Origin of the sequence: Flavobacterium sp. GCM10023249 (assembly GCF_042653365.1) — a bacterium.
In the GTDB taxonomy this organism is placed as follows: Bacteria; Bacteroidota; Bacteroidia; order Flavobacteriales; family Flavobacteriaceae; genus Flavobacterium.
Map to the genome: position 1 here is coordinate 17643 of NZ_JBHSHZ010000011.1, position 25696 is coordinate 43338.

The following is a 25696-nucleotide window of genomic DNA, read 5'->3' on the forward strand; positions in this document are numbered from 1 at the left end:
TGTTGAAAACCTCAATTCTTGTTGATAAAAATGTTTTCAATACTGATTCGTTTACGATATATTTGTAAAATGTAAAAAAGTCTTCATTCGAAAGAAGAAATATATAAAAAGATGCAAATGAAATTTATAGTATCAAGTTCTTATTTATTAAAACAATTACAAGTTTTAGGTAGTGTTATCAATAGCAGTAACACCTTACCTATTTTAGATAACTTTTTGTTTGAATTAAAACAAAATCAGTTGGTAGTTTCTGCATCTGACTTGGAAACCACTATGTCTGCGACGCTTTCTATCGACTCTACGAGTGAAGGAAGTGTAGCTGTTCCGGCAAAGTTGTTATTAGAAATTTTAAAGACTTTCCCTGAACAACCCTTAACTTTTACAGTTGAAGAAAACAACACTATAGAAATCAGTTCTCAATCAGGTAAATATGCGTTAGCTTATGCACCAGGAGAAGAATTTCCAAAATCTGTAAATTTAGAAGAGCCATCAAAAACCTTAGTTCCTGCAGAAGTATTATCGACAGCTATTAGCAAAACTATTTTCGCTGCCGGTAACGATGATTTACGTCCGGTAATGAGTGGTGTTTTCTTCCAGTTTTCTACAGAAGGTTTAATTTTTGTGGCTACTGACGCTCATAAATTAGTGAAATATGCTCGTACTGATGTTAAGGCATCTCAAGTAGCTGAATTCATTATGCCAAGAAAGCCTTTGAATATTTTAAAAGGTATTTTATCTACTTCGGATGCTGAAGTAACTATCGAATATAACGATGCCAATGCTACTTTCTCTTTTGACAATTATGTATTGACTTGTCGTTTAATTGATGGGAAATATCCAAATTACGAAGCAGTTATTCCAAAAGAAAATCCTAATAAATTAATGATTGACAGAACACAATTTCAAAGTTCTGTTCGTCGTGTGGCTATTTTCTCTAACAAAACTACCCACCAGATTCGTTTAAAAATTGCTGGTGCTGAATTGAATATTTCTGCAGAAGATATTGATTATTCAAACAAAGCAGAGGAGCGTTTGACTTGTGATTACCAAGGTGATGATATGCAAATCGGTTTCAATTCACGTTTCCTAACTGAAATGCTAACTAATTTACAAAGTGATATGATTATGCTTGAAATGTCGATGCCTAACCGCGCCGGTATTTTAACACCAATTGACGGATTAGATGAAGGAGAAACTGTAACTATGTTAGTAATGCCAGTAATGCTTAATAACTAAACGTATAACTAACCCAATACAATTCTTAAAAAAACCATCAGTATATCTGATGGTTTTTTTTAACTTAAATCGGAAAGAATTTTATCCAGTTTATCGGCATTAACCGGTTTGGATATAAAATCTTTCACGATCGAATATTTCTTGGATTTATCGATATCACTCCGATCGATAGAGGAAGACATAATATAGACATTCAATTGATCCTTCAATTTAGAATCTTCCAATTGGTCTAAAAATTGCCAGCCATCCAATATAGGCATATTCAAGTCGAGTAAAATCACACAAGGCAATTCGGATTCACTACCAAATAATACATCAATTGCATCATTACCATTTTTAAAATCAATCATTTTTCCAAAATTCCCATTCTTTTCAAGGAGTTTTTTCAAAACAAAAACAAAAATTGTATCGTCATCAACGATGTAAGTCATCTTAATTTTACTCATATAAAATACAGACTAAATGTTGTTCCTTTATTTATTTCACTATTCACTTCTATTCTACCACCCATAGACTCAATGTGGTTTTTCACCATAAACAACCCCAATCCTACCGCATCCGGGTTACCATGAAATGTTTTGTACATTCCAAAAATCTTTTCCTTATTCTTCTCTAAATCAATTCCGATACCATTATCCTCAATTATCAATTTGATTTCATCATTTGTTTTTGAAGCTGTAATATTAATTACAGGACTTCTATCTTTTGATTTGTATTTGATCGCATTCGTTAATAGGTTAAAAATAATGCTTTCTAGATACGATTGTGTTGCTTCAATTTCCAGATTTTCAGGAACATTAATGTTTAGTTCCGCATTACTCGTTTTGATTATGGCGCTAATACCCAGAATTGCCTTTTGAATTTCATCCCTAAGATTTAACTTCACTTTTTCATTACTAATTCCACTTTGAACAGCTACCGTTTCATTAAGAAAGAAAATAGTGTCTGACAACTTGTTTGTGCTTTGTTTTAGCATTTTGAAATATTCCTTTTGCTCTTCGGGGTTATCCGATTCTTCGAACAAATCAAGAATCATTGCCAGATTACTCGTATGGGACCTAATGTCATGAGAAACGATATGCGTAAAGTTTATCAGTTTTTCGTTTTGCTTTTCGGTAATTCTATGAAGTCTATTTCGTTCTTTCTCTTCTTCTTTTCGTTTGGAGATGTCTCTTGAAACAATAATGTACTTGATGTATTTATTCGAATCTTCATCATAAATTACATTTACTGACTCTTCCCTCCAATAATAATAGCCGTCAGCACTTTTAAATCGAAACTCATACTTGAATTCCTTTAATTTTTTCGAAAGACAATCATAAATCTTCATTTTTACAGATTCCCTATCATCCGGATGAACTCGTTCAAAAAGATCCTCAATTGTAAATCGCAAGTATTCTTTTTTAGGATAATTCAACAACTTAGAATAGGATGGCGAACAATAAGTTACTACTCCTTTTTCAATAACAACAACACCATCCGAGGTATTTTCTGTGATAAGTCGAAGTTGCTGTTCACTCTCTTTTAGTTTTCGTTCTGCCTTTTTGCGTTTATTTTCTTCAAGTGCCAGACTCAAATAATCAGCTAAAGCTCGTGCAAATGAAATATCATTCTCATTCCAAATTCGTGGATCATTTCTATGTTCGCAGCAAAGCACTCCATAAAATTTTCCATTAGCCCGAATAGGAATATCCAGCATATCGGTTATTCCCAAAGGTTTTAAGTAATTATCAATCAATTCAGCAGTATGTTCGTTTGTATAGACATCATCGGCAACCAAAGCCATTTGATTATTAACCGCTGCAATATATTTGGGTATATTCCGAGTTTCAAAAAAACCTTCTTTCCTGTACTTGTTCTCAATTTTATCATAGAGCTTTCTACAAACCAATTTATCACCCTTGACAACCCAGAAACTTGATCTATCAATATTTAGTCCATTGGCGGCCACAGTGATTATTTCTGTAATTTTGCCAGTTATACTTTTTTTCTCTGAAGCACTATACAATTTAAGAAGCAGGTTGTTTTGAACAACCAATGTTTCTTGCAAGGCTTCGGCTTCGAATTCTTGTTCTTTTTCCTGCGTAATATCCCTAGCGATAGTTACAGCGCGAAAAGGATGACCCACTTCATTATAATGAACATTCATGATATCTTCACGCCACATATAGGTACCATCGCCACGTTTAAGTCTAAAAACATACTTAAAAGAAGGCAATTGTTTCGCTAATGAACCATAAATAAAGCTTCTAACATAATCATAATCATCAGGATGAACCAAATGAAACATATCCTTCTGATGGGCATCCTGTTTTTCATCAGGACTCATTCGGATCATTTCATAATATCGTTTAGATGCAAAAACCATTTGGTCATTTTCGATGATATAAATACCGTCCGAGATATTTTCGGAAATAAAATTAAATCGCTTTTGGTTTTCGATCAGTTCATTTTCACTTTGTTTTCTTTTGAATGCTTGCGTGATGAGGCTTAGTATATCGGCGACAGAACGAGCGAAAGCAATATCATTTTCGTTCCATTCTTTAATCTCACCTTGTGATTCGCAGCATAAAATCCCTACCAGTTCACCATTTTCCAAAATTGGTACATCCATAATACTTTGAATGTCTAATGGAACCAGATACGAATCTTTTAGTTCTGCAAACTGAAAATCGTTGAAGGCATTGCTGGCAATTACCGGTGCTCCTTTTTGTAGTAAATCATAATAAATGGGGATATCACTTTTTTTTAGTGCCTCATACTGAATGAATTCCTTAGAATTGGCAAGAAGTAGCTTTTCACACTTGAGCAAATCATTTTCAAATTTCCAAATTCCTACTCTAGGTATTCTTAAGCCTAAAGCTACCGATTTCACTATTTCCTCTTGAACCTGATCAATCGAATTAAAACTAGTAAATGAAGATTGGTACAAATTCAGAAGAATCTCAAATTGTTCATTTGAAAAATGTAACGATAAACGGTTTGAGGTTAGCATTTATTTCACTTATGAATTTATACGTACAATATAGCAGAATAATTCGTAAAAAACTATTTTTTTTCGATGAATGCGCTCCATAATTGACAAATATGAATTTTAAACAATACCTTTGCATAAAATATATAGAGCAAGATGGCATCATTCGAGCAATTCAACCTTCCAAAATCTTTACAAAAAGCAATTGACGACTTACAATTAACAACTCCTACACCTATTCAGGAGAAATCATTTTCTGTGGTTATGTCGGGGCGCGATATGATGGGAATTGCTCAGACAGGTACTGGAAAAACATTTGCCTATTTGCTACCCTTACTTAAACAATATAAGTTTGTAAACACGTTCAATCCCAGAATTATGATTTTGGTTCCTACTCGTGAGCTAGTGGTTCAAGTTGTAGAAGAAATCGAAAAACTAACCCAGTATATGTCGGTTAGAACGCTAGGGATTTATGGAGGTGTTAACATCAATACTCAAAAAAATCAAGTTTATCAAGGTATCGACATATTGGTGGGAACACCCGGTCGTATAATGGATTTATCGTTAGATGGTGTTTTATCACTTCAAGAAGTAACAAAGTTAGTTATTGATGAATTTGATGAAATGCTCAACTTAGGATTTCGTCCGCAATTGACCTCGATCTTAGCAATGCTAAAAACAAAGCGTCAAAATATTTTATTCTCGGCTACAATGACCGATGAAGTAGATGAAATTCTAAATGACTATTTTGATTTCCCGGAAGAAGTCTCTTTGGCTCCATCAGGAACACCATTGGAAAAAATCGAGCAGTTATCGTATCATGTTCCTAATTTCAATACTAAAGTCAATTTACTAAAACATTTATTGAATAGTGATACAACTTTAGATAAAATATTGGTTTTTGTGAACAACAAAAAGATTGCCGATATGCTTTTGGATAAAATCGAAGTTGAATTTCCTGGACAATTTGGTGTTATTCATTCGAACAAATCACAAAACTATCGTTTGTTGACTATGCAGGACTTCCAAAACGGAACTTTACGAGGTTTAATCACTACCGATGTTATGGCTCGTGGTTTGGACATTTCCGGTATTTCACATGTGATAAATTTTGAAATGGCTGAAATTCCGGAACAATACATTCACCGTATAGGACGTACGGGGCGTGCCGATGCTAGTGGTATTGCCATCAGTTTCATTGCACCGCGAGAAGAAGACATTAAAGTCGAAGCTGAGTTATTGATGGAAAAAGAGATTGCCATCTTTGAGCTACCATCAACAGTTGAAATCTCCACTCAATTGATTGGACCTGAAAAAGAGAAACAAAAGGTAAAATTCTTGATGAAAAAGCCAAAAGTAAGCGAAAATGCAGCTTTTCACGAGAAATCAGAAAAAAACAAAAAAGTAAATCTTGGCGGACCAGGTAAACGTACACCACGTAAAACAGCTCCACGTAACCGTGCAGTTGAACGTCAGAGAGCACAAAAGAAGAAAAAGAAATAATTCATTATACGAAATCCTCAATCAACTGATTGGGGATTTTATTTTATATCTATCTTTGAAATCAAATTTAGAATATGTACCAACAGTTAAGCCGAATAGCCAAAAAATTCCTTAAAGAGTCTACTATTTTCAAAGTGGGATTCAACTTATCTCCTATGTATCGTAGGAGTACTGCCCGTATCGAACACGTTTCAAATGATTTGAAATTGGTACGAATCAAAATACCTTTGAGTTATAAAAACAGAAACTATGTTGGTTCTATTTTCGGGGGTAGTTTATTTGCTGCTGTTGATCCTATTCCGATGATACAATTAATGTATATCCTCAAGGAAGAATATATCGTTTGGGATAAATCGGCGCACATTCGATTTAAACGACCGGCTCGAGAACATATGTATGCCTCTTTTGAATTTTCTGACGAAGAACTTCAAGATATACTACAAAAAGTTAAGGAAAATAAAGAAACCGAGCATATCAAAACTACACAAATTACAAACCAGTCGGGTGAAACTGTTTTTTGTGAAGTGGAGAAAACGATTTATATTGCAGATAAAGAATTTTACAAACAAAAGAAGAAGAAATAATCATGAATTAATAATTGACAATTGACAATTCATAATTATCTTTGGCAGACGAAATTACTAAACTCCGATTAGCAAGACCTTGTAAAGTAAACACTAAACTGAATGCAATTCAAACACCCGGAAATCCTCTACTTTCTATTTTTACTGGTTATACCTGTTTTAGTGCATTTGTTTCAATTACGGAAGTTTAAAAAAGAATATTTCACCAACGTAAAATTGCTGAAAGAACTTGCCATTCAAACCCGGAAAAGTTCAAAAATCAAAAAATACTTATTACTTGCTTGTCGATTGTTGCTCTTAGCCGCATTGGTTTTTGCCTTTGCCCAACCCTTTTTCAAAGCCAAAGACAGCGAAAGTAAAAACAATGAATTGTTTGTCGTATTGGATAATTCGTTCAGTATGCAGGCCAAAGGACAAAAAGGCGAACTACTCAAACGTGCTGTTCAAGATTTACTCGAACATGCGCCAGAAGATTTACCACTTTCGGTGGTTACCAACAGCGAAGATTACTGGAACACCAATATCAAATCGATTGAAAAGGATTTACAGCAATTATCGTATAGCGCCCTACCCTTTTCGATGGAAAATGCTTTAATCAAAGTCAAATCGCACAACAGCAATCGTGGCAAAGATATTCTGGTTATTACCGATGCCATTGGATTAAAAACGGCTAATCTTGACCAAATGCCGGAAAACACCAAATCGTATTTCATTATACCCGAAGCGGAAAAACTTGAAAACATTGCTATTGACAGTGTTTTTGTTTCACAGGTGTTGGATAATTTCTATGAAATTGGTGTAACTGTTTCTTCTAATTTTGAAGAAGACAAATCGATCCCAGTTTCGATCTACAATAAAGAAAATTTAATTGCCAAAGCTATTTTACAACTCAACCAACGCAAACAAACCTTGCGTTTTACGATTCCTAAAGACAACTTCAACGGTTACGTTTCACTTAACGATAATAGCTTGAGTTTTGACAATACCTTCTATTTCAATATTTCAAAACCAGAAATCTGTAATGTATTGAGTATTGGAGATAGCGGCAAAAGCAATTTCTTATCAAAGATTTACACACAACCGGATTTCAACTATAAGAATGTAGCACTCAACACTCTTAATTATAGCGAAATAGGCAAGCAAGATGCTATCATTTTGAATGAATTGGACAACATTCCGATGGCTATGTTTACCAATTTAAAACAATTTGTGAGCAAAGGAGGCAATTTAGTCGTTATTCCTTCAACAAAAACTCCCATCAGTAATCTGAATACCTTTATGGCTAATTTCGGGGGTGTTCAATTTCTTTCATCCCAACAACAGGAAAAGAAAATAACCAAGATCAACTTCTCCAACCCTTTGTTTTCGAATGTATTTGAGAAGAAAATCAGTAATTTCCAATACCCTTCGGTAAAAGAAAGTTTCGCTATCAAATCGGCGGCATCACAAGCCATATTGTATGAAGATCAGACGGCATTTTTATCTACAATCTATAAAAATTCGGGAGCAGTCTATGTGTTTTCGGCAGCTATCAATAAAGAAAATAGCAATTTTCAGAATTCACCATTGATTGTACCTACCTTCTATAAGATGGGAATGAGCAATGAAAAGAACGGAGTCAAATTTGAAACCATTGGTAATAGTAAACCTGTGGTTGTAGCTGCTAAAGTTTCTAAAGACGAAGTAGTCTCGATTAAAAATAAGGAAGAAGAATTTATACCCATGCAACAAATCATGGACGACAAAATCAAAATCACCTGTGGTGATAGTCCAAAAGGTGCGGGGAATTTTAGTATTATCCAAAACAAAAATGATGTAGGTCTTCTTAGTTTCAACTACGATAGAAGAGAAAGTATTTTAACCGAACCCAGCAGCGAAAGCTTAGCCAATACAAACCAAATAGACAGTATAGAAAACTTCTTTGACACCTTACAAATCGAGCGCACCGACAATCAGATTTGGAAATGGTTTCTTATTTTTGCACTACTGTTTCTAGCACTTGAATTACTTATACAAAAATTTATAAAATGAGCTTAATTATCAGAAACGCCCGAATTATTGAAGCTAAAAATCCTTTTCACAATCAAATCGTTGATATTAAAATTAGTAATGGAACGATAGAAAAAATAGGAAATTCTATTCAATCACAAGACGGCTTTCAGGAAATTGAGTTACCTAATTTACATGTTTCTGCAGGATGGTTTGACACAAGTGTTTCTTTAGGCGAGCCCGGTTACGAAGAAAGAGAAACCATTGCCAACGGTTTGCAAGCTGCTGCCCGTTCCGGATTTACAGGAATTGCGTTGCAGCCCAACTCACAACCAGTAATCGACAATCAGTCACAAGTTCATTTTGTACGACAAAAAGCCCATGGATTTGCAACTGCATTATACCCAATAGGCGCTTTGACCAAAAACAGTGATGGTGTTGAACTAGCGGAACTATTCGACATGAAAAATGCGGGAGCTGTTGCTTTTGGAGATTATAATAAAAGTTTAGACAATGCCAATTTGTTAAAAATTGCATTACAATATACCCAAGATTTCGAAGGAACTGTCATCGCCTTTTCGCAAGACAACCACATCAAAGGAAAAGGCATTGTTAATGAAGGCATCACTTCGACCCAACTCGGATTAAAAGGCATTCCTGCATTAGCAGAAGAATTAATTATCGCCAGAAACCTCTTTATTTTAGAATACACCGGCGGAAAACTACACATTCCTACATTATCATCGGCAAAATCAGTAGCACTAGTTCGCGAGGCAAAAGCCAAAGGATTACAAGTCACTTGCAGTGTAGCAGTCCATCAATTGGTATTTACAGACGATGTTTTAAACGGATTTGATGCCAATTATAGAGTTAGTCCACCGCTACGAACAGAAGCCGACAGAAAGGCTTTAATTGAAGGCGTTTTAGACAATACCATTGACTGTATTACTTCTGATCACAATCCGATTGATATTGAACACAAAAAATTAGAGTTTGATTTGGCCAAAAACGGTACAGTTGGATTAGAAAGTGCTTTTGGTGCATTACAAACGGTACTCCCAACAGAAGTTATCGTAAGTAAACTAACTTCAGGAAGAAGCGTTTTAGGTTTACCCGAGGTTACCATTTCGGAAGGACAAGAAGCCAATCTTACCCTATTCAATCCGGAAGGAAATTGGACATTTGAGGCATCCAACCTACTCTCAAAATCAAAAAATTCTGCTTTTTTAGGAAGCAACATGCAAGGAAAAGCATATGGAATTTACAATCAGCAACAATTAGAATTACAATAATGGAAGACAATACAAAAGGCAAAAGCGCAGCCATCATCAGTTATATCTTATTAATCGGACCACTAGTTGCCATGTCAATGAACAGCGGAGAAGACAAATCGACCTTTGCCTCGTTTCATATTCGACAAGGATTGGGACTAACCATTACATTTGTCGCATTAGGCTTACTTTTATCGAACTTCAATATTCCAATGGCAACCATGTCAATGTGGGTCGCTATTTCGGTATTGGCAATGTATGGTATGTTTACTGCGGTAAAAGGAGAAACCAAATCAATCCCTTTAGTAGGTGATTTATTTCAAAAAATTTTCAAAAACATTTAAATGGAGTTATCATTATACCATTTGGTTAGAGAACCGAAACAAAAATTAGACAAAAACCCTTTATTGCTGTTATTGCATGGTTACGGCAGTAATGAAGAAGATTTATTTTCATTTGCAACAGAATTACCCGACGAATATTATGTAATTTCTGCACGTGCACCCTATGATATGATGTATGGGAGTTATGCGTGGTATGCGATTAATTTTGATGCTGATGCCAAAAAGTTTTCCGATTTGGATCAAGCGAGAATTTCTAGAGATTTGATTGCACAATTCATTGACGAATTACTTGTCAATTATCCAATTGATGCAAATAATGTTACTTTAATTGGTTTTAGTCAGGGATGTATTTTGAGCTATGCCGTTGGATTATCGTATCCACAAAAAGTACAGCGTATTGTTGGGATGAGTGGTTATTTCAATGAAGAAATTGCGATAGACAACTACGACAAAAATGACTTTAGTACGTTTAAAGTATTTGCATCTCATGGTAATGTAGACCAAGTAGTTCCAGTAGAATGGGCTCGCAATGCTAAACCACTTCTTGACAACCTTGGCATTCAGAATGTGTACAAAGAATATCCAGTGGGACACGGTGTTGCTCCTCAAAATTTTTACGATTTCAGGAATTGGTTGAATGAAACAAAATAATAAGAGACTCCGGATGGAGTCTTTTTTATTTTAGTCCAACGTATTTAGTGAAACATAATTAGTAAATGCTATCGGTATTTGACGATATTGGCTTTGCAATACATAACATTGACTCCACAATAAAAGCTATCGGCTCAACAACACACAATACCCACTCTACAACACACAACAGAAGCTCAACAAGCAGCAATTGAGGCTCCACAAGCAGTACTATTGACTCAACAACAGAAAACTGAAGCTCCACAAGCGACGATCGAGGCTCCACAAGCGGCAATCGAAGCTTCACAAGCGGCAATCGAAGCTTCACAATCAGTACTATTGACTCAGCAACAGATAACTGAAGCTCCACAAGCGACGATCGAGGCTCCACAAGCAGCACTATTGACATAACAAAAAACAGCCGGCACAAACCGACTGTTTCTTTATTACTACTATTGCTAATTCTTTACTGTTGTGGGTATAATAATGTTTCGGCAGGTTCGAAAGTTACCTTACCGTCTTTTTCCACAAAGTATTTGATGATGATTTCACCCCATCCGGCTTCACCTGTAAAATCGGCGATAATCCACCTATGGTTTAAAAAACGAACTTTATTGAGCACCATACCTTCATAAGAAATCAGAGAATTTCCTTTAGGATTATTATTGTATTCCATCAATTGTTCTTTGATTTGCGGCATCAATTGGTTCACATCAATCCCATCATAATAATTGATTGCATTGTCATTATGCGCCAATGAGAAATAATCTCCTTCCTCTTTTTCAGCTACAATTTTAGAGATGGAATCCTTCATTTTTTGTTTGTATTTTTCATGATTTCCACCTTCGAAATCCGCTTTTTTAGTGGCATACATCAGTTGAAAAATATTGACCAACACCGAAAAAATAAATCCGTACAAAAGTAACTTTTTCATAAACTATAAATTGATTTGTAAATTATCGTAAGCTAAATACACATTTTTGGGTAATCTTTTTTGAACTTCGTCATGGAACCCGAGCACATGACTAATATGGGTTAAATATGCTTTTTTAGGTTGCACCAATTCGATAAAACGGAGTGCTTCCTCGAGATTGAAGTGTGTTGGATGCGAATCGATACGTAAAGCATCAATAACCAATACCTCTAAGTTTTCCAATTTGTGCAATTCCTCTTTTGCCACAGTTTTCACATCGGTCAAATAGGCAAATTTATCGAATCGATAGCCAAAAACCTGCAAATCTCCATGCATAGCGTTAATAGGAATAATTACTTTATCATCGATCTCAATAGTTTCGTTATTATGAACTTCGAAAGGAAAAACGCCTGGAGCGCCAGGATATCTATTTTCGGTTGCAAAAATATAATCGAATCTTTTTTCCAGATTTTTGAGAACACGTGGATGTCCGTAAATAGGGATTTCACCTTGTTTATAAAAAAAAGGACGGATATCATCGAGACCTGCTGTATGATCTGCATGTTCGTGAGTAAAAAAAATGGCATCAATTTTGGGGCAATTAGACAGCAGCATTTGCTGACGAAAATCGGGACCACAATCAATGATAAACGAATAATCGTCCCATTCTACCCAAACAGAAACGCGAAAACGTTTGTCTTTTGGGTTGTCACTAAGACAAACTGGATGGTGACTTCCTATAACAGGAATGCCTTGTGAAGTACCGGTACCTAAGAAGTAAACTTTCAATTGCGAGTTGCTTTTTTACAAAAGTAAATAATATTTGATAAAAAATAACGCATTCATTACCTTTGCAGGGTATTTAGTCAATGAAGATGAAAAATCTAGAGAGAGAAATCAAATTAAAAGGAGACAAAGACATTGAATCTATCCCATCGATAGGAGACAAAGCCCTAAGAATCAACCTAAACGCAAACATTTACGGAACATTTGCTGAAATTGGTGCCGGACAGGAAACCGTTCGTCATTTTTTCAGAGCCGGAGGTTCGTCAGGAACAATTGCAAAGGCAATGTCAGCGTATGATAAGGATTTCAGTGATGCCATTTATGGTGCTGAAGATGATGGTCGTTATGTTACCGAAAACCGTTTGCGCAAAATGCTCAATTATGAAGTAGAACTGATTGAGGAGCGTTTGAAACGAGAGAAACATCCATCCAAAATGTTTTTCAGTTATGCCAACACAGTAGCCACAATTGATTTTGCGAAGCAATACAAAGGTCACGGTTGGGTAGGAATCAAATACCAAATCGAACCGGACGAAGCGTACAACGAGATTTTATTACACATCCGATTTAAAGAGACTGATGCTCGTTTACAACAAGAAACCTTAGGAAAACTTGGAGTCAACTTAATATATGGTGCTTTCTATAAATATAATGATCCGAAACGTTTATTGCGTTATTTGTACGATCATATCGACAAAGATCAATTAGAGATTGACACCATTAACTTTTCCGGACCTCGTTTTGCAGAGGTTGACAATCGCTTAATGAGTTTACAACTTGTTAAAAACGGAATGACCGATGCGGTAATGTTTGATCCCAACGGTAAAAACATTCTTCCAGCTGCGGTATTGTATAAGAAAAACATTTTAGCATTGCGCGGTAGTTTCCGCCCGGTAACCAAAGTAAATATGGACATGTATGAGAAATCATTACAAATGTTCATTGATGAAAATAAAGTAAAGAAAGAAAATACGTTAGTTGTTTTTGAAATTACGCTATCCAACTTACGTTCGGACGGTGAAATTGACGAAAGAGACTTTATGGACAGAGCCGAGTTACTGTGTTCGTTAGGTCAAACCGTAATGATTTCCAACTTCCAGGAATACTTCAAAGTAGTGGAATACTTCTCTAACTATTCTAAAGAAAGAATGGGATTGGCATTAGGTGTTAACAATCTGGTGGATATTTTTGATGAGAAATACTATCGTCACTTAAGCGGTGGAATCTTAGAAGCTTTTGGTAAGTTATTCTATCGTGATTTAAAAGTCTATTTGTATCCGATGGAAGACGAGCATGGAGTAATCTTGAACTCGCAAAATCTTAAAGTTCATCCGCGTATGAAAGAATTGTATAAATTCTTTGCTTACAATGGAAAAGTAATTGACATTACCGATTTTGATAAATCGCATTTAAAAATCTTCTCAAGAGAAGTATTGAAAATGATCAGTAAAGACAAACCGGGATGGGAAGTAATGCTTCCTGAAGGAATTGCTGAGTTGATTAAGCGCGATCATTTATTTGGTTACAAAGAACCCAATTCGGTAGAAACCGAGACGGCATAAAAACAAAAAAGCAGGTAGTTAACCTGCTTTTTTTTATTTTAAAATTTGCGTTGCATGTTCTTTAGTTTTCACTTTTAGAATTACTTCTTCAATAACACCATTGGCATCAATTACAAAAGTAGTTCGGTGAATACCGTCGAACTCTCTGCCCATGAATTTTTTCGGTCCCCAAACACCAAAGGCTTCAATAACTTTTTTATCTTCATCTGCCAAAAGTGGAAAAGGCAATTCGTTTTTACTTTTAAAATTAGCCTGTTTCTTTTTCGTATCGGCACTCACACCTAACAACGCATAGCCTTCTTTAATAAACGAACTGTAATTATCTCTCAAATTACACACCTCAATCGTACAACTTGGTGTACTGGCCGCAGGATAAAAGAAAACCACTAATTTCTTTCCTTTATAATCTGATAATGTATGCACATTTCCGTCTTGATCGACAGCTGAAAATGCTGGAGCTTTGTCTCCTTTTTGTAATGTAGTCATTGATGCTTTTCTATTTATTGAATGCCAAAGTTACAAAGTTTATTGAGTTTCTAATCTTAGATTAAAATCATACATTCGCATTTTACAATTCGTAATTGATAGTTTCAGATGACAAAAGCCGAAAAAGTACAATTTGTAATTGACACATTGGACCAATTATATCCAGAAATCCCTATTCCTTTGGATCATAAAGACCCGTATACTTTATTAATTGCAGTGTTGCTCTCGGCACAATGCACAGATGTAAGAGTGAATCAAATTACGCCACTCCTATTTGCCAAAGCAGACAATCCATATGATATGGTCAAACTTTCGGTTGAAGAAATTAAAGAAATCATCAAACCTTGCGGACTTTCTCCAATGAAATCTAAAGGTATTTACGGTTTATCACAGATACTGATTGAAAAGCACAACGGCGAAGTACCCCAAAATTTTGAAGCGTTAGAAGCTTTACCCGCTGTTGGACATAAAACGGCTAGTGTAGTAATGAGTCAGGCATTTGGTGTTCCTGCATTTCCTGTAGACACCCACATCCATCGTTTGATGTACCGTTGGAATTTATCCAATGGAAAAAATGTACAGCAAACCGAAGCCGATGCCAAGCGATTATTCCCTGAAGAAACCTGGAACGATTTACATCTTCAAATTATATGGTACGGAAGAGAATATTCACCGGCACGAGGATGGAATTTAGAGAAAGACATTATCACTAAAACCATCGGAAGAAAAAGTGTATTAGACGAATACCATAAAAAAAACGCCTCATAATGGGCGTTTTTTCGTTTTAGTTGTTTTAGTTTGAATTCAATTCAAATTCTTCGGTTCCTACCTTAACAATTTTCAGTGCTTTAGAATAGCTCAGAATAAAATCGATAGTTTCTTGTTTTGGAGACATCTCGGTAGCAACATTTTTTTCTTTAGTGTAAAGTTTCGCCATACTTTTAATTTAGATTTATAAGTATAACGCAACCTCTATCTATATATTGCTTAATTCGTCAAAATAATTTGATTTTTTTCAATAATTCTTCTCAGATTCAATAAGGCATAACGCATTCTTCCTAGTGCTGTATTGATACTAACACCTGTAATATCTGCAATTTCCTTAAAACTCATGTCTTGATAAATACGCATTTCCAAAACTTCTTTCTGATCCGATGGTAATTCCTCGATTAATCGTAACAAGTCGCTTTCAACTTGTTCGGTAATAATTTGGCTTTCCACGTTGGGACTATTATCGGCCATAACCGAAAAAATAGAAAATTCTTCTGTCTCGCGGTAAAAAGGCATTTTTTTATCTTTTCTGAACGTATCAATAATCAGATTGTGGGCAATACGCATTACCCATGGTAAAAACTTTCCTTCTTCGTTATAAGAGTTGCTTTTTAATGTTTTGATTACTTTAATGAAGGTATCCTGAAAGATGTCATCTGCTAAGTCTCTATCAAAAACTTTGGAATAGATAAATCCATAGATTTTGGATTGATGTCTATCAATTAAAATAGCCAATGCTTCTTCATTACCATCAATGTAGTTCTTAACTAATAAAGCGTCTGGGAGTTGAGTAATAGCCATAACAATACTTTTTAGATTTTGGGTGTTTAATCTTGCAGAGAATATCTCTATAAAAAGTATTTTTGTGTTATAAGCTTTTGTTTTAGTGTTTTGGTAAGCCAAATTTAGTGTTATTTTTTTTAGAAAAGCAACAAAAAATTCATTTTTTAACATTTATTAGGAAAATAATTACATCAAAAATGAGTTATAGGGCGTCAAAAAAAGTAGATTAATGATTAACTTTGTCGAAATTGACTTCAGTATATGAATCCCGATATATCAACCCTTGAGCCCAAAAAAAACATTCTTATTAAAGGAGCACAAATTCATAATTTAAAGAATTTAGATGTTGCTATTCCTCGAAATAAACTTGTAGTGGTTACCGGTTTATCCGGCTCAGGGAAGTCAAGTTTGGCATTTGACACACTTTATGCAGAAGGTCAGCGCCGTTATGTTGAAAGTTTATCCAGTTATGCCCGTCAGTTTTTGGGACGTTTGGACAAACCAAAAGTAGATTATATCAAAGGTATCGCTCCGGCGGTTGCCATTGAACAAAAAGTGAATACCACTAACGCGCGTTCAACGGTAGGAACTTCTACGGAGATTTACGATTACCTCAAATTACTTTTTGCACGTATTGGTAAAACTTTTTCTCCTGTTTCTGGGCAGGAAGTGAAAAAAAATACGGTTTCGGATGTGATGAATGATGTTCAAACTTTTGAAGCCGATTCCAAATGGTTGTTACTCTCTCCTATCCATCTGGAAGAAGGCCGCCAACTGGAGAACAAACTCAAAGTATTATTACAACAAGGATTTGCTCGTATTTTAGTAGATAACGAAATGATTCGCTTGGACGAAATCGATCAACATTCCTTAGACAATAAAGACATTCTTTTAATCATTGATAGAATCGTTGTCAAACATGAAGAAGATTTCTACAATCGTTTAGCTGATGCTGTTCAAACCGCCTTTTATGAAGGAAAAGGAATTTGCTATTTACAAGAATTAAGTACGGAGAAACGCTTTTCATACAGTACCAATTTTGAATTGGACGGACTAACTTTCTTAGAACCCAATATTCATTTATTTAGCTTTAACAATCCTTATGGTGCTTGTCCACAGTGCGAAGGCTACGGTAATGTAATTGGAATTGATGAGGACTTGGTGATTCCCAATACCGCTTTATCGGTATATGAAAACGCTATTTTCCCTTGGCGCGGTGAAAGTATGAGTTGGTATCGAGATCAATTGGTTAACAATAGTCATAAATTTGATTTTCCCATACACAAGCCTTATTTCCAGTTAACCGACGCACAAAAAGATTTGGTTTGGAGAGGAAACCAATATTTTGAAGGACTGAATGATTTCTTCAAAGAGTTAGAGGAGAAAAATTATAAGATACAAAACCGGGTAATGCTATCTCGCTACCGCGGAAAAACAAAATGCAACGCTTGTAAAGGGAAACGACTTCGTCCTGAAGCTAATAATATTAAGGTTGGTGGTATCACGATATCTGAAATAGTAGATTTACCAATCAAGAAATTAATTCCTTTTTTCAAAGAATTACAACTTTCAGAGTACGATGAAAAGGTAGCGAAACGACTTTTAATCGAAATCAATAACCGATTGTCCTTCTTACAGGATGTTGGATTGGATTACCTTACTTTAAACCGAAATTCCGCTACACTTTCGGGTGGTGAGTCACAACGTATCAATTTGGCTACTTCGTTGGGAAGTAGTTTGGTAGGTTCTATGTATATTTTAGACGAACCGAGTATTGGTTTACACCCTAAAGATACCGAACGATTAATCAAAGTATTGTTGTCGCTCCGAGATTTAGGAAATACGGTGATTGTGGTAGAGCATGATGAAGATATCATGAAAGCGGCCGACATGATTATTGACATTGGTCCAGAAGCCGGAACCTTCGGTGGTGAACTAGTGGCTCAGGGAACTTTTGAGGAAATATTACAATCGGATTCATTAACTGCGCAATACTTAAATGGCCAATTAGAAATTGCTGTTCCGAAGAAAAGAAGAAAATTCAAAAATTTTGTTGAAGTAAAAGGTGCTCGAGAAAACAATCTGCAAAATGTAGATGTAACTTTCCCGTTAGATGTTTTGACTGTAATTACAGGAGTTTCAGGTTCAGGAAAAAGCACATTGGTAAAAAAAATACTTTTCCCTGCATTACAAAAGCAACTTGAAGGTGTAGGTGAAAAAGCAGGACAATTTTCTGAACTAACCGGAAGCTATTCGCACATCAAACATATTGAATATGTAGATCAGAATCCAATCGGAAGAAGTTCCCGTTCCAATCCGGTTACCTATATCAAGGCTTATGATGACATTCGTGATTTATACGCCAAAGAAAAATTATCCAAAAATCGAGGGTATCAAGCCAAACATTTCTCGTTCAACGTTGATGGGGGTCGATGCGAAACCTGCAAAGGAGAAGGTTCTATCAATGTAGAAATGGTATTTATGGCTGATGTTTCGCTTCCTTGCGAAACCTGTGGTGGAAAACGTTTCAAAAAAGAAGTATTGGAAGTACAATTCGAAGGAAAGAATATTGATGACATACTTACGATGACCATTGATGAAGCCTTAGCGTTCTTCAAAGAAAAAAACCAAACCAAAATAGTTCAGAAACTGCAGCCATTACAAGATGTAGGTTTAGGTTATGTTCAATTGGGACAATCATCTTCAACCCTTTCCGGTGGAGAAGCACAACGTATTAAGCTAGCTTCTTTCTTAGTCAAAGGAGCAACGAAAGACAAAGCCTTATTTGTTTTTGATGAACCTACCACTGGTTTACACTTTCACGATATTAAAAAACTATTAGCTTCTTTTGAAGCTCTAATTGAAAAAGGTCATTCCATTGTTGTGATTGAGCACAATCTGGATTTAATAAAATGTGCTGATTATATCATTGATCTTGGACCTGAAGGTGGAGAAAATGGAGGACAATTACTTGCATTCGGAACACCGGAAGAAATAGTCAAAAACAAAAAATCAATTACTGCTCACTACTTAGCGGAGAAACTATAAAAAAAAAGCCTCGAATGAGGCTTTTTTTTATTCTATTACAATTTTCTTACTGACTTTTCTTTTACCCGAAGTTAAGGTTACCAAATACATTCCTTTGGACATTCCACTAATTTCAAGTGATTCTATTAACTTGGGCGTTGCAATTGTTTTCTGCAGTGCCGTTTTTCCGTTCATGTCGGTTATACAAATCTCATATTGATCAACATTCAGACTACCCAAAGTAATCTGAAGACTATCTTTTGCCGGATTTGGAAAAAAACGCACTTGATAATCCATTTCAAATTCCTCATTATTTAAAGTCGTTGCCGCCTTTGCAAAATGCAGCACAGCTCCTGTTGCTGCTTTTGCCACTTTAAAATTATAAACCGGATCCATGTTCACCAATAAATCGGTAGCTGTATGTTTATGACTTGTTTCATTTCTTTCGAAAAAACCGGTAATAACTTCATTGTTATCTTCAAAAGGCATATAATCGGAAGCATATGCATTGGAAAGGTACGTCTGCAAAGGAGAGTACAATCCAACACAAGTAATCAATTGATTGGTCATAGTAGCCGAAGCCGCATTATTAGTTGATGGTGTTCCACTGGTGTCTTTCTCACAAGTAATGGTATTATTAGTCATACCGGCTACACCACCCACTTCGTCCAAATTGAAGACCAAACGAATATCCATTTTAGGAGTCGTTCCATTCACTACTGAGGAAACAAAATGCTGACTTCCTTTCAATCCATCTTCTTCTCCACTGAAATTGATGAATTTTATAGAATATTCCGTTTCCACATTCTGAAGCAATCGGGCAATTTCTAGAATACTTACTACTCCACTTCCATTATCATTGGTTCCCGTACCATTAATAGAATCGTAATGTCCACAAACAATAACATAAGTATTGGGATACACTGTTCCCACTTTTGTCACCACTACATTTTTACAAGTACTTCCTGAATAAGAATAAGTATCGGTTGTAATCTGAGCTGGTGTATATCCGAATGAAGAATACTGTGCTAATAACCATTGATAAGTGTTTTCTAATGCTTGTGTATTTCTATACTTCACCCCAAGCGATTCAAAATGAGTCAGGTTATTGGTGATATTGGTTTGGGATACCTGATTCGCGATATCAGCATATCGTTGAATAAATGTTTGTCCAAATGTGGAAGTACTAACGGTTAAAATCGTCAAAAAAGACAGTAGTTTGGTTTTCATTAAGTTTTTTAGTTTAGTTTGATTTGGTTTTCTAACAAAAGTAAGCCTTTCCGTTAAAAAAAACAACCATCGGCAAACCCATTAATAATCAGTTACTTACAATTATTTTAAAAAATTAGGCACGCATACAATTAGTTTTGGCACGCAAATTGGATATAGCTAAACAACAAGAAAAAATAACTTGTTCGACGAAGCCGAAAATCGCAAGAGTAGGCAAACCATTAAATTATTGTATTATGAAAAAGATTACACTTTTAGTGGCCAGCATCTTCCTGGCAGGAAGTATGGCCTATGCGTCAGAAAATCCTGTTTTTTCTGACAATAATGGAAAAGCTTACGGCAAGCACAAGGCAATTGATTACCGCGATGCAGAACCAATCAGCTTTATGGAACGTGGAATAGAATTTTATGTATTCCCAAATGGAGATTTTGATTTCAACACACGTCCACAAGACTCGAATCCTAACGACGGATACTATTTTAAAACCGCTGGTCGTAGAGGCACAGTTACTGTAGAAAGACATCCGGTAAACTACGGAGTACGCATAGAACATGATGCTTTCGGTAGAGTTCGCAGAGTTGGAAATACATTCATCAACTATGATGCTTTCGATAGAGTTAACAGAATTGGTACTGTATATATGAAATACAACAGTTTTGCACTAACACAAATAGGTGGATTACGAATTGTATATGACCGTAAAAGATGTATCATTGATATGTACGGAAACGTAAAAGGAAGAAGCTATGGCTACGATTACCCAAGAGGCTATGAATCGCCAAGAAACGACTATCCTAGAAATGATTATCCAAGAGGTGGTGGTTATGAAAACGATGATGACGATTACTACTACTACAAAGCAGACGGTACAAAAGCTAAAATTGAAGATTCTTCAATGAAAAAAGAAGAAGAAGAAAGAAATAAAAGATAAGTTTTGTGAGACGAGTAGATCTCATATAAATTTGGTTAGGTTGGTTTGTTTTGTTAACTCCGTGGTCGCCATACTACGGAGTTTTCTTTTTTGGAGCTGATTCCCGTCTTCCGCTGTATCTGCCTTTGTTCGTTCCTCACAAAGCAGGATGCCGCTGCAACCGGGGCTAGGGAAATCCGGTTAAAAAGTGAAACTATACTAACTTGGATAATTGTCCGGTAAGATTTTTACGTGAATATTGCTGTAAACCTATAGGAAACACCTTTAATTCCCTCTGAAGGTATTTCTCAAAGTGATTCAAAATAGTTGCTTTCAATTGATCTTTTTCAGTATATGTAAAAAAAGTTCCGGTATTGGTCGATGTAATTATTTCGGCAAAGTCAGAATCTTTCGGACCAATTGCCAGTATAGGTCTTTCCGATACAATGTATTCAAAAACCTTTCCTGGAATGATACTTTTCGTTTCTTCAGAATCAATTTCAATTAACAATAAAACCTGTGATTTCCTTTGGTGTTCCACTGCTTCCTGATGTGAAACATATCCAAGATTATTCAAATAGTTATTCAATCCAAAAGATGCTATAGTATCCAGAACTTCCTGACTCACTTTCCCCATCAATTTTAATTGAAAATAACGAGCAAAATTTTCACTTTCCTGAATCAATTCACTCAGAGATTCCCATAGGATCTTGGGATTTCTGTCGGATAATAACGAACCAATATGTGCCAATGTAAATTGCTCATCCAAAGGTTGTTTCGTTACCTTTTCTACATCATAACCATTAGTAATCACCTCGATTGGTTTTGTAGTTAGACGTTCAAATTCAGCTTTGGTTGTTTTACTAGTAACTATAATCGTGTCAGCGGTATTCAATACGGCTTTTTCCTGTAATTTGTGTTTTTTATCGGCGTATTTTGATAATTTCAATGCCGAATGGTATCCAATTGTCGTCCATGGATCACGGAAATCGGCCAACCATTTCACTTGTAAATCTTCCTTTAATTGCAAACCAATCAAATGCAGACTGTGTGGCGGACCTGAAGTAATGATAGTATCAATTCCGTTTTCCTTTATATATTTTTTTAAATAACTTACAGAAGGCTTTACCCATAAAACCCTAGCATCAGGAATAAACAAGTTTCCGCGCACCCAAAGCATCATTTTCTGTAAGAAAGTTTGTTTCTTCTGATTGGGAATTATCCCCGAACTAATACCTTTCGTATTCTTTTTTGAGAAAACAGATGCCAATCCGTAGGGTTCAACAATTTTATTTTTTAGAACAATTGCTTTATCCGAAACCTCACTTACCAAACCTTCATCAACAATGGGATACATTGGGTTTTCCGGAACATAAACTATCGGTTGAATATCAAAATCAGGAAGATATTTGACAAATTTCAACCAACGCTGAACACCGGGTCCGCCTGCTGGTGGCCAATAATAGGTTATAATAAGTACTTTCTTCATTATAATTTTGCAGCAATTAACATTCCACACCACGTCATTGTAAAACCGATTAGAACACTCAAAGCAGTATAAAGCAACATCGTTCCCGTTTGATTACTCTGAAGTAATCCGACATTTTCAACAGAAAAAGCCGAAAAAGTAGTAAAACCTCCACACAAACCGGTAATTAAAAATAGTTTCATCTCTTTTGACAATACATTGTATTTCTCAAAATAGCCAAAAAACAATCCGATCATTAAACACCCTATACAATTAACCAGAAATGTTCCTATTGGAAAAGCCGTAGTACTCCATTTTGCGACAACACTGTTCATAAGATACCGCAAAACACTTCCTATTGCTCCTCCGACAGCTATGTAAACAATGGTTTTCAAGAAAATCGGTTTAGCTTGCTATTTTTTTTCGGTTTAGATAAACACCACCTCCAATTAATAGAATCATTACTACAAAACTAATTAAAGCAATGGTACTTCCGGTTTTAACGACTTGCGGTTCGAATTTAAAGTCAATATTGTGTTTTCCAGCTGGAATTCTCAAACCTCTAAGCGCATAGTTCACTCTATCGTGATTTACCGGTTTCCCGTCTATGTAAGCATTCCATCCATTTTTATAATACATTTCCGAAAACACGGCATAACCTTCATTAGGATTGTTGGAAACATATTTCATCTCGTCAGGTTCGTAAGCAATCAATTCGATTTTTGCTGACGCATCTCTTTTCGGGAAAGGTAAATTAATCCCTTTACCATATTCACCCAAATCCAATATTGCAACATTCTTAGTGTCCAATTTATCCAAAGCTTTCATTTCGGCATCAGCACCTCTTACAAATTTCAACTCGTTTACAAACCACGCATTTCCATTTGCTTGTGTGTTTAAAATGGTTATTTGCTCTCCTTTTTCATTGGTTTGAATCAAATATTTCACATTCAGCATGTTTAAAACCTGCATGTTGTTTTTGGTAATTTGATAGTCAAACAACTGTTCCATACGTTTTGGCTTCACTGCAGAATAACCACCGATGGATTTATGGAAATACGACGTTCTTGCGTTCATTAAGGCGTCACCCGAAACTTCAAATACACGATAATGCGATTTGTCTTTTCTGATTTCGGCATCGAAAGACGTTTCTACAAAAGGTTCGTCTACTTCAACCGGATTCACAAAACTTTCGGCGTTTACATAGTTTCTGTCAATTAAAAACAAATCGGCAACCATTAAAATTCCAACCACAACAACTCCCGCTTTAGAAGAAATCGTATTTTTTATTGTTAGGTACAATGCACCAAATGCAAGTAAAATAAATAAACCAGAACGTAATAAATCACTAGTATACATTGATTTACGATCTGCCTTTAAGGCATCTACAAATTCCGGTCCGTATGTTTGTCCTAAATAACCATCACTACCTCCTGCAAAACTGAACATTCCTTTAGCCAATAGAAGTACAACTAAGATTCCGCCGGTAACTGCAGCCGATTTCCAAAGCGCATTCCATTTCTCCTTTTCCTCTGCTTTAAAGAAACTTTGCAATCCCATCAAAGCCAAAGCAGGCATACATATTTCTAAAATTACCTGAATAGAAGAAACGGCTCTGAATTTATTATACAAAGGCACATAATTAATAAAGAAATCTGTAAGTAATGGGAAGTTTTTACCCCAAGACAATAGCAAAGAAACGATTGCGCCTCCTAAGAAAGCATACTTTAATTTTCTATCATCAATAAATAAAGCGATAACAGCTAAAAAGAAAACGATTGCACCAATATAAGCTGGAGCAGAAACGCCGGGCTGATCTGCCCAATACATTGGCAAACCTTTTACAATTTCTTTAGCCTGATCTTCTGGAACATTATTGGAAATTACAAATTCATACATTTCCGAATTAGTTCCTACATTTTCACTATTGGAACCACCAAAAATTCTCGGTGACAATAAATTGAAACTTTCCGCAATACCATAACTGTAAGCGGTAATATAATCGTAGCTAATGGCGTTTTCATTAGTATTTTTAGATCCATCAGGATTGAACGTCAAATCGTTTTTACCACGATTACTTTCTTTGGCATACTCTTGTGTAGCCAAAATACCAGTAGCATTGGTACCAATAGCCACTAAACCTGCAACTACAAATACTCCAAAACTGTACATTAACGTTTTTAATTCTTTTTCTTTGATTGCTTTGTAAGTATAAAATGCGGTCAAAACCAACAAGAATATCAACAAATAATACGTCATTTGAAAGTGATTCGCATTAAGTTCCAAAGCGGCAGCAACCATGGTGAGCAAACCACCTACTATCCATCGTCTTTGGTAAACTAATATAGCTCCGGCTATAACCATAGGCATATAAGCTATGGCATGCGCTTTGGCATTATGTCCTACACCTAAAATGATTATCATATAGGTCGAAAAACCAAAAGCTAAAGCTCCAAAAAAAGCTTTTAATGGTTTCATCTTTAAGACTAAAAGCAGTATATAAAAGCCTAAAAAGTATAAAAATAAGTAATCAGCTGGACGTGGAAGAAAACGCAATACACTGTCTACTTTTTTGATGTAATTATGCGGATATTGAGCACCTAACTGATAGGTAGGCATACCTCCAAACGAACTGTTTATCCAATAGGTTTCTTTCCCTGTTTCTTGTCTGTAATCAATTAATTCTTTTGCAGTTGCCTTGTATTGAACGATATCAGATTGTAGAATTTTTCTTCCTTGTAAAACAGGATAAAAATAGATAATTGCAATCAATACGAAGCCTAATAAGGCCAATGCGTGTGGATAAAAACGCTTCAGTTTGTCCATAAATATTCAGGTTATTCAAATCAAGGCGTGAAGATACGTTAAATTTTAGATTTAAAATACCCCGTACAATATTTTTGATTTTTGGCGGTTATGAAGAATAATCGAAAACCAAATGTTTCAGAAATTAATCAATTTCCTCGTAGTCAATATATTCGCCTACTTGTTTTTTGGATACGGGATTGCCTTCTTTCTTTGGAGTAGTAAAATCCTGATTGGTTTGCTGATTAAAATTACCTTGCTGGTAATGACGATTAAAATTTTCTTGCGCCTTTTCCATCATGTTTTTCATGATCATAGGCATGAAAATGCGGGTCAAAATTTTAACTAAGTAATAAAATCCGATGATATAAATAATGACTTTTAACAAGCCCATTGGAGATGCTTCTTGCATGATTCATTTTT

At 35.5% G+C, this 25696-nt stretch carries 24 protein-coding genes; 12 read left to right on the forward strand and 12 right to left on the reverse strand.

The annotated features are described in order from the left end of the window. The first annotated feature begins 117 nt into the window (after nt 1-117). Nucleotides 118-1236, forward strand: coding sequence for a DNA polymerase III subunit beta (dnaN, locus tag ACFO7M_RS10500; protein WP_250600958.1), 1119 nt, complete (start codon nt 118-120; stop codon nt 1234-1236). A gap of 59 nt (nt 1237-1295) precedes the next feature. Here dnaN and ACFO7M_RS10505 read toward each other — a convergent pair whose 3' ends face one another. Together ACFO7M_RS10505 and ACFO7M_RS10510 are read right to left on the reverse strand one after the other, a co-directional pair. Beyond that, entirely contained in the window at nt 1296-1682 is a 387-nt protein-coding gene (locus ACFO7M_RS10505; protein WP_379719110.1) for a response regulator, read from the reverse strand. Continuing rightward, nucleotides 1679-4231, reverse strand: a complete 2553-nt coding sequence (locus tag ACFO7M_RS10510) for a PAS domain-containing protein (RefSeq protein WP_379735545.1) — start codon at nt 4229-4231, stop codon at nt 1679-1681. Before ACFO7M_RS10510 ends, ACFO7M_RS10505 begins: the two co-directional genes overlap by 4 nt. Before the next feature lie 135 nt (nt 4232-4366). Here ACFO7M_RS10510 and ACFO7M_RS10515 point away from each other — a divergent pair, with 135 nt between their 5' ends. The 7 genes from ACFO7M_RS10515 (at nt 4367) to ACFO7M_RS10545 (ending at nt 10942) form a co-directional block, all read left to right on the forward strand. Beyond that, nucleotides 4367-5713: a DEAD/DEAH box helicase gene (locus ACFO7M_RS10515; RefSeq protein ID WP_379735546.1), complete on the forward strand. Its 1347-nt coding sequence runs from the start codon at nt 4367-4369 to the stop codon at nt 5711-5713. A 74-nt stretch (nt 5714-5787) separates the two neighbouring features. Beyond that, entirely contained in the window at nt 5788-6297 is a 510-nt protein-coding gene (locus tag ACFO7M_RS10520) for a DUF4442 domain-containing protein (RefSeq protein ID WP_379735548.1), read from the forward strand. A gap of 102 nt (nt 6298-6399) precedes the next feature. After that, a complete protein-coding gene (locus ACFO7M_RS10525; protein ID WP_379735550.1) occupies nt 6400-8328 on the forward strand; it encodes a vWA domain-containing protein in 1929 nt (642 codons plus the stop codon). Beyond that, nucleotides 8325-9578: a dihydroorotase gene (locus ACFO7M_RS10530; RefSeq protein ID WP_379735552.1), complete on the forward strand. Its 1254-nt coding sequence runs from the start codon at nt 8325-8327 to the stop codon at nt 9576-9578. Before ACFO7M_RS10525 ends, ACFO7M_RS10530 begins: the two co-directional genes overlap by 4 nt. Further along, on the forward strand, nt 9578-9901 hold the full coding sequence (locus ACFO7M_RS10535; protein ID WP_379719128.1) for a DUF4870 domain-containing protein: 324 nt from the start codon (nt 9578-9580) through the stop codon (nt 9899-9901). The genes ACFO7M_RS10530 and ACFO7M_RS10535 overlap by 1 nt, the downstream gene beginning before the upstream one ends. Further along, nucleotides 9902-10552 carry an alpha/beta hydrolase gene (locus ACFO7M_RS10540; RefSeq protein ID WP_379735553.1) on the forward strand — a complete coding sequence of 217 codons (651 nt, stop codon included), beginning with the start codon at nt 9902-9904 and terminating at the stop codon, nt 10550-10552. A 213-nt stretch (nt 10553-10765) separates the two neighbouring features. Next, the gene (locus ACFO7M_RS10545; protein ID WP_379719134.1) at nt 10766-10942 is read left to right on the forward strand and encodes a hypothetical protein; all 177 of its coding nucleotides are present in this window, start codon (nt 10766-10768) and stop codon (nt 10940-10942) included. Nucleotides 10943-10997: 55 nt separating this feature from the next. Here ACFO7M_RS10545 and ACFO7M_RS10550 read toward each other — a convergent pair whose 3' ends face one another. After that, complete coding sequence (locus ACFO7M_RS10550) at nt 10998-11465, reverse strand: hypothetical protein (protein ID WP_379719137.1); 468 nt, start codon at nt 11463-11465, stop codon at nt 10998-11000. A 3-nt stretch (nt 11466-11468) separates the two neighbouring features. Continuing rightward, a complete protein-coding gene (locus ACFO7M_RS10555) occupies nt 11469-12233 on the reverse strand; it encodes an MBL fold metallo-hydrolase (protein ID WP_379719140.1) in 765 nt (254 codons plus the stop codon). A gap of 86 nt (nt 12234-12319) precedes the next feature. On the opposite strand from ACFO7M_RS10555, the gene ACFO7M_RS10560 reads away from it, so the two are divergent. After that, nucleotides 12320-13792, forward strand: coding sequence for a TonB-dependent receptor (locus ACFO7M_RS10560; protein ID WP_379719143.1), 1473 nt, complete (start codon nt 12320-12322; stop codon nt 13790-13792). Nucleotides 13793-13825: 33 nt separating this feature from the next. Here ACFO7M_RS10560 and bcp read toward each other — a convergent pair whose 3' ends face one another. Further along, the gene (gene bcp, locus ACFO7M_RS10565) at nt 13826-14278 is read right to left on the reverse strand and encodes a thioredoxin-dependent thiol peroxidase (RefSeq protein ID WP_379719146.1); all 453 of its coding nucleotides are present in this window, start codon (nt 14276-14278) and stop codon (nt 13826-13828) included. Nucleotides 14279-14386: 108 nt separating this feature from the next. Between bcp and ACFO7M_RS10570 the strand changes: the two genes are divergently transcribed. After that, nucleotides 14387-15046: an endonuclease III domain-containing protein gene (locus ACFO7M_RS10570; RefSeq protein WP_379735555.1), complete on the forward strand. Its 660-nt coding sequence runs from the start codon at nt 14387-14389 to the stop codon at nt 15044-15046. A 25-nt stretch (nt 15047-15071) separates the two neighbouring features. On the opposite strand, the gene ACFO7M_RS10575 is transcribed toward ACFO7M_RS10570, so the two are convergent. Together ACFO7M_RS10575 and ACFO7M_RS10580 are read right to left on the reverse strand one after the other, a co-directional pair. After that, entirely contained in the window at nt 15072-15215 is a 144-nt protein-coding gene (locus tag ACFO7M_RS10575) for a hypothetical protein (protein ID WP_379719152.1), read from the reverse strand. Nucleotides 15216-15265: 50 nt separating this feature from the next. Further along, nucleotides 15266-15850, reverse strand: coding sequence for an RNA polymerase sigma factor (locus tag ACFO7M_RS10580; protein WP_379719155.1), 585 nt, complete (start codon nt 15848-15850; stop codon nt 15266-15268). A 243-nt stretch (nt 15851-16093) separates the two neighbouring features. Here ACFO7M_RS10580 and uvrA point away from each other — a divergent pair, with 243 nt between their 5' ends. Then, on the forward strand, nt 16094-18880 hold the full coding sequence (gene uvrA / locus ACFO7M_RS10585; protein WP_379719158.1) for an excinuclease ABC subunit UvrA: 2787 nt from the start codon (nt 16094-16096) through the stop codon (nt 18878-18880). 27 nt (nt 18881-18907) lie between these two features. Here uvrA and ACFO7M_RS10590 read toward each other — a convergent pair whose 3' ends face one another. Beyond that, nucleotides 18908-20089 carry a M28 family peptidase gene (locus tag ACFO7M_RS10590; RefSeq protein ID WP_379735557.1) on the reverse strand — a complete coding sequence of 394 codons (1182 nt, stop codon included), beginning with the start codon at nt 20087-20089 and terminating at the stop codon, nt 18908-18910. A 236-nt stretch (nt 20090-20325) separates the two neighbouring features. Between ACFO7M_RS10590 and ACFO7M_RS10595 the strand changes: the two genes are divergently transcribed. Next, nucleotides 20326-21021: a hypothetical protein gene (locus ACFO7M_RS10595; protein ID WP_379735559.1), complete on the forward strand. Its 696-nt coding sequence runs from the start codon at nt 20326-20328 to the stop codon at nt 21019-21021. Nucleotides 21022-21214: 193 nt separating this feature from the next. On the opposite strand, the gene ACFO7M_RS10600 is transcribed toward ACFO7M_RS10595, so the two are convergent. The 4 genes from ACFO7M_RS10600 to ACFO7M_RS10615 form a co-directional block, all read right to left on the reverse strand. Further along, nucleotides 21215-22489 carry a glycosyltransferase family 4 protein gene (locus ACFO7M_RS10600; protein WP_379735561.1) on the reverse strand — a complete coding sequence of 425 codons (1275 nt, stop codon included), beginning with the start codon at nt 22487-22489 and terminating at the stop codon, nt 21215-21217. Further along, the gene (gene crcB / locus ACFO7M_RS10605; RefSeq protein ID WP_379719170.1) at nt 22489-22863 is read right to left on the reverse strand and encodes a fluoride efflux transporter CrcB; all 375 of its coding nucleotides are present in this window, start codon (nt 22861-22863) and stop codon (nt 22489-22491) included. Before crcB ends, ACFO7M_RS10600 begins: the two co-directional genes overlap by 1 nt. 10 nt (nt 22864-22873) lie before the next feature. Further along, nucleotides 22874-25294, reverse strand: a complete 2421-nt coding sequence (locus ACFO7M_RS10610; RefSeq protein WP_379735563.1) for a YfhO family protein — start codon at nt 25292-25294, stop codon at nt 22874-22876. A 124-nt stretch (nt 25295-25418) separates the two neighbouring features. Further along, entirely contained in the window at nt 25419-25685 is a 267-nt protein-coding gene (locus tag ACFO7M_RS10615; protein ID WP_379719176.1) for a DUF4834 family protein, read from the reverse strand. Between the last annotated feature and the right edge of the window lie 11 nt (nt 25686-25696).

Bases quoted from the DNA above. Each gene is read 5' to 3' on its own strand.
- dnaN (WP_250600958.1), top strand. From the start codon at position 118: ATGAAATTTATAGTATCAAGTTCTTATTTATTAAAACAATTACAAGTT.
- ACFO7M_RS10505 (WP_379719110.1), bottom strand. From the start codon at position 1,682: ATGAGTAAAATTAAGATGACTTACATCGTTGATGACGATACAATTTTT.
- ACFO7M_RS10510 (WP_379735545.1), bottom strand. From the start codon at position 4,231: ATGCTAACCTCAAACCGTTTATCGTTACATTTTTCAAATGAACAATTT.
- ACFO7M_RS10515 (WP_379735546.1), top strand. From the start codon at position 4,367: ATGGCATCATTCGAGCAATTCAACCTTCCAAAATCTTTACAAAAAGCA.
- ACFO7M_RS10520 (WP_379735548.1), top strand. From the start codon at position 5,788: ATGTACCAACAGTTAAGCCGAATAGCCAAAAAATTCCTTAAAGAGTCT.
- ACFO7M_RS10525 (WP_379735550.1), top strand. From the start codon at position 6,400: ATGCAATTCAAACACCCGGAAATCCTCTACTTTCTATTTTTACTGGTT.
- ACFO7M_RS10530 (WP_379735552.1), top strand. From the start codon at position 8,325: ATGAGCTTAATTATCAGAAACGCCCGAATTATTGAAGCTAAAAATCCT.
- ACFO7M_RS10535 (WP_379719128.1), top strand. From the start codon at position 9,578: ATGGAAGACAATACAAAAGGCAAAAGCGCAGCCATCATCAGTTATATC.
- ACFO7M_RS10540 (WP_379735553.1), top strand. From the start codon at position 9,902: ATGGAGTTATCATTATACCATTTGGTTAGAGAACCGAAACAAAAATTA.
- ACFO7M_RS10550 (WP_379719137.1), bottom strand. From the start codon at position 11,465: ATGAAAAAGTTACTTTTGTACGGATTTATTTTTTCGGTGTTGGTCAAT.
- ACFO7M_RS10560 (WP_379719143.1), top strand. From the start codon at position 12,320: ATGAAAAATCTAGAGAGAGAAATCAAATTAAAAGGAGACAAAGACATT.
- bcp (WP_379719146.1), bottom strand. From the start codon at position 14,278: ATGACTACATTACAAAAAGGAGACAAAGCTCCAGCATTTTCAGCTGTC.
- ACFO7M_RS10570 (WP_379735555.1), top strand. From the start codon at position 14,387: ATGACAAAAGCCGAAAAAGTACAATTTGTAATTGACACATTGGACCAA.
- ACFO7M_RS10575 (WP_379719152.1), bottom strand. From the start codon at position 15,215: ATGGCGAAACTTTACACTAAAGAAAAAAATGTTGCTACCGAGATGTCT.
- ACFO7M_RS10580 (WP_379719155.1), bottom strand. From the start codon at position 15,850: ATGGCTATTACTCAACTCCCAGACGCTTTATTAGTTAAGAACTACATT.
- uvrA (WP_379719158.1), top strand. From the start codon at position 16,094: ATGAATCCCGATATATCAACCCTTGAGCCCAAAAAAAACATTCTTATT.
- ACFO7M_RS10590 (WP_379735557.1), bottom strand. From the start codon at position 20,089: ATGAAAACCAAACTACTGTCTTTTTTGACGATTTTAACCGTTAGTACT.
- ACFO7M_RS10595 (WP_379735559.1), top strand. From the start codon at position 20,326: ATGAAAAAGATTACACTTTTAGTGGCCAGCATCTTCCTGGCAGGAAGT.
- ACFO7M_RS10600 (WP_379735561.1), bottom strand. From the start codon at position 22,489: ATGAAGAAAGTACTTATTATAACCTATTATTGGCCACCAGCAGGCGGA.
- ACFO7M_RS10610 (WP_379735563.1), bottom strand. From the start codon at position 25,294: ATGGACAAACTGAAGCGTTTTTATCCACACGCATTGGCCTTATTAGGC.
- ACFO7M_RS10615 (WP_379719176.1), bottom strand. From the start codon at position 25,685: ATGCAAGAAGCATCTCCAATGGGCTTGTTAAAAGTCATTATTTATATC.